3 protein-coding genes are annotated in these 3,089 nt (G+C 32.8%); all 3 read right to left on the bottom strand.

Translation table 11 applies throughout. From position 1 onward, the window contains the following. Window positions 1–237: 237 nt before the first annotated feature. Window positions 238–759, bottom strand: a complete 522-nt coding sequence (locus F598_RS14685; RefSeq protein WP_033408733.1) for a hypothetical protein — start codon at window positions 757–759, stop codon at window positions 238–240. A gap of 164 nt (window positions 760–923) precedes the next feature. Next, window positions 924–1,754: a DUF4261 domain-containing protein gene (locus tag F598_RS0113990; protein WP_211209329.1), complete on the bottom strand. Its 831-nt coding sequence runs from the start codon at window positions 1,752–1,754 to the stop codon at window positions 924–926. A 549-nt stretch (window positions 1,755–2,303) separates the two neighbouring features. Continuing rightward, entirely contained in the window at window positions 2,304–2,936 is a 633-nt protein-coding gene (locus F598_RS0113995) for a hypothetical protein (RefSeq protein WP_019039700.1), read from the bottom strand. Between the last annotated feature and the right edge of the window lie 153 nt (window positions 2,937–3,089).

The raw sequence follows: 3,089 nt of genomic DNA on the forward strand, positions 1-3,089 counted from the left end.
AAATGGCATTTTAATCATTCCATTCAGCCGACTGACTTTCCTTTATTCAGATCAATAATTGAAATTAATTTATACAATATTTTTCAATCAATTTACCTACAACGGTCTCGTATAACCGTCAGTTACGGGATTAAAGTTAATGTTTTTCGGTTAATAACTGGCGTTAGCAATTTCGAGTGGATTCGGACGTAGTCGAATCCGCCGTAATTGCGGTTATACATTGTTGTGCAACGTATTTTATATTTTCTTTATTATCCAATTCGATATTTTTTCAATTCGGAATATTATTATAAGTGTCAAAACTGCTTTTAGAATATAGTTAGCTAAAGCAAAATCAGGCATTTCAATTTCTTCGTTACCATTTAGTCTCGAAATTAGTTTTGTGCAATATTCAATCAAGTCAGGTAGTAGGTAAATCATTTTCGCTAACCAAACAACTCCGACTGTCAATAAAATCACTTTTGTCAGTGATTTTGGATTCAGTTCGGTTTTGATCTCGCTTTCCGTTTTTACAAATTTTTTAGAAATCCAGTCCGCTTTTATGAAAAGGAATAATGAAACAACAATATTGGCAATTGTCAAAAATGTTCCTGTGAAATAGAATTTGTCAATTGGTTCACTTAATAATTCATCAAATCTAGCCATTGTCGCCGTTCCGTATACCGAAAAGAAATAAGTTCCAAAATGGTCAAAAATTTTAGTGAATAAATAAATTCCAGCTATTCTTAAAATCAGCGTAGTTAATGTTCGGTTTGTCATTAATTTTCAGGTCGGTTTATATGTTGCACAACGGTTAGGCTATGAGTAGTTGCGTGGGTTAGCGATTAACTTTGCAAGTACACACCCAACTGAAAATCCGCGAGGATTTTCAGAAGTAGGCGAGAACAAGCAATTACTTATAGCCATTGTTGGGCACAGTATTTTTAATATTCTATTTTCAATGTTTTTCCTTCCAAGAACTTTCCTTTTGATTCGGAAATTTTTAGTTTTTGTTCAGCCGAAATTCCAATCGTTTCTCCATCTTTTAACGTGACATTATAAGCTATAACATAATGAGCTAAATTGAACATCATTTCATTCAATTCTTCTATTGAGTTTTCGGATTCAACAATTTCCATTTCCATTTTACCAAAGTCAGCAAGTCCGTATGTATATACAGATTGTTTTCCATTTTCTTTTCTTAAACCGAAGTAAATCCAATTGTACAAAGGAAGGTCTTCTTCGCTCATCATTTCCACATTGGCTTGATAGAAGTCTTTTTTTAGAACTAAAGTTCTACCTCCAAAATAAATTCCAATTGCTTTGCTATTATTCATAACTGCCGAAGCAATTTTACTATATAATAAGTTTTCTTGAACTGGATTTTTTCCAGCATTCATAATTGATAATACAATATGTCCTTTATGTTTAGATGTTTCTTCAATTCCGTTTTCCCAGAAATAATTGTATTCAGCTGTTCTTTCAACTTCTCCTTCTGGAATTGCAGCTGGAATATTTGCTATAGCAACATTATATTCTCCAATTACTAATACAGCAGCTTTGTCATCAGCGTCATTGTCATTTACTTTTAGTTTCCATTTTACTTTTAATTCATTGACAGTCCCTTTTAAGTCAAATGAATTTGGGTCTTCTAAAAGAACCATTCCTAAAATTGCTGAATTTGTGTTTGATTCAGTCTTTTTCTCTTTTTTTAAAAAGCTAAATAATCCCATTGATAGAATTCCGATTAATATTATGGTTAGTGATTTTTTCATATTGTGCCCAACGTTCGTGTGTATGGCTTCGTTGCGAGCAAACTAGCGCACATCTTTCAGCCGTGGCTGAAAGATAGGACATTGCGTGGAATTTTCGGTAGAAAATTCAGTCGCAATGAGCTATACACTCTGTTGTAGGTAGATTTTATTAAGATTCGGTTTACTAATGACATTTTTATAATTCTAAAAATCGGAGTCGAGCAGAGGTGACAAATCAGTCAACAATTAATTTCGATCATCATTTCAGCTGCTCTGGCGCCGAAATCCATTGAGCTGTTTGAGACACAAAACAAACTATTCAGTCGTAAATTTCCGTTTTAAATCTTCCACTCAGCCGACTGACTTTTCGTTTATCAGACCAAGCAATTAATGAAATTCTTTCACACAGTATTTTTTGATCAATTTACCTACAACGGTCTAGGCTATGAGTAGTTGCGTGGATTAGCACTTAACTTTGCAAATACAAATAAAGCTGAAAATCCTCGCGGATTTTCAGAAGTAGGCGAGAACAAGCAATTACTTATAGCCATTGTTGTGCGTAGGTTTTTTTCAGTTTGTAATTTCCATTCTATATTCAGTGATTATTGACAAAAGGTCTTTTCCAAGCAGAAACATATTAAATGTGTAATCTACTTTCTCTGCAATTGTCAAATTTTCAATATTTCCTACAGACACAGATAATGTTTCATTTTCGATTTTGTTATTAAAATGAAAATGCTCAGATGAAAAATGAATATGTCCACTAAGTTTCTTGTACAAAGATTTAAATTGGGGAAAAATCTTATCAATTTTTGTGACTAAATAATTGTCTGTCATTTTATTTCCATCTCTGTCTTTTAAATTTCTAATATGTTCTCCGTTTAGTACTTTTTCATAAAATTCACTCGAATTAGGGTACAAGCTCAAAGCATATAATCTTAAACAATTATCTATTTGCAATCGCATCAATGAAATTGCGGTTTGATAATTATTAGATTCCGCAAGAGTAACGAAACCTCTATTTAAAGAAATCGCTCTATTGGTTATTGACATTATGTAGTGGTTTATTTCCGTTATTCCACTTTCAATTCCGTAAATCTTTTTAATTTCTGAAATAAATAATTTCTCAAGCAATAGAATATTCTTGAAAGTGTGTTTTAAGTTATTCTCATCAACATTTTTATTTAATTTCTGTTTTTCCATACGGTTGAGTTAACTTACGCACAACGTTCGTGTGTATGGCTTCGTTGCGAGCAAACTGGCGCACATCTTTCAGCCGTGGCTGAAAGATAGGACATTGCGTGGAATTTTCGGTAGAAAATTCAGTCGCAATGAGCTATACACTCTGTTGTAGGT

This window comes from Psychroflexus tropicus DSM 15496, from assembly GCF_000378765.1.
GTDB lineage: Bacteria > Bacteroidota > Bacteroidia > Flavobacteriales > Flavobacteriaceae > Psychroflexus > Psychroflexus tropicus.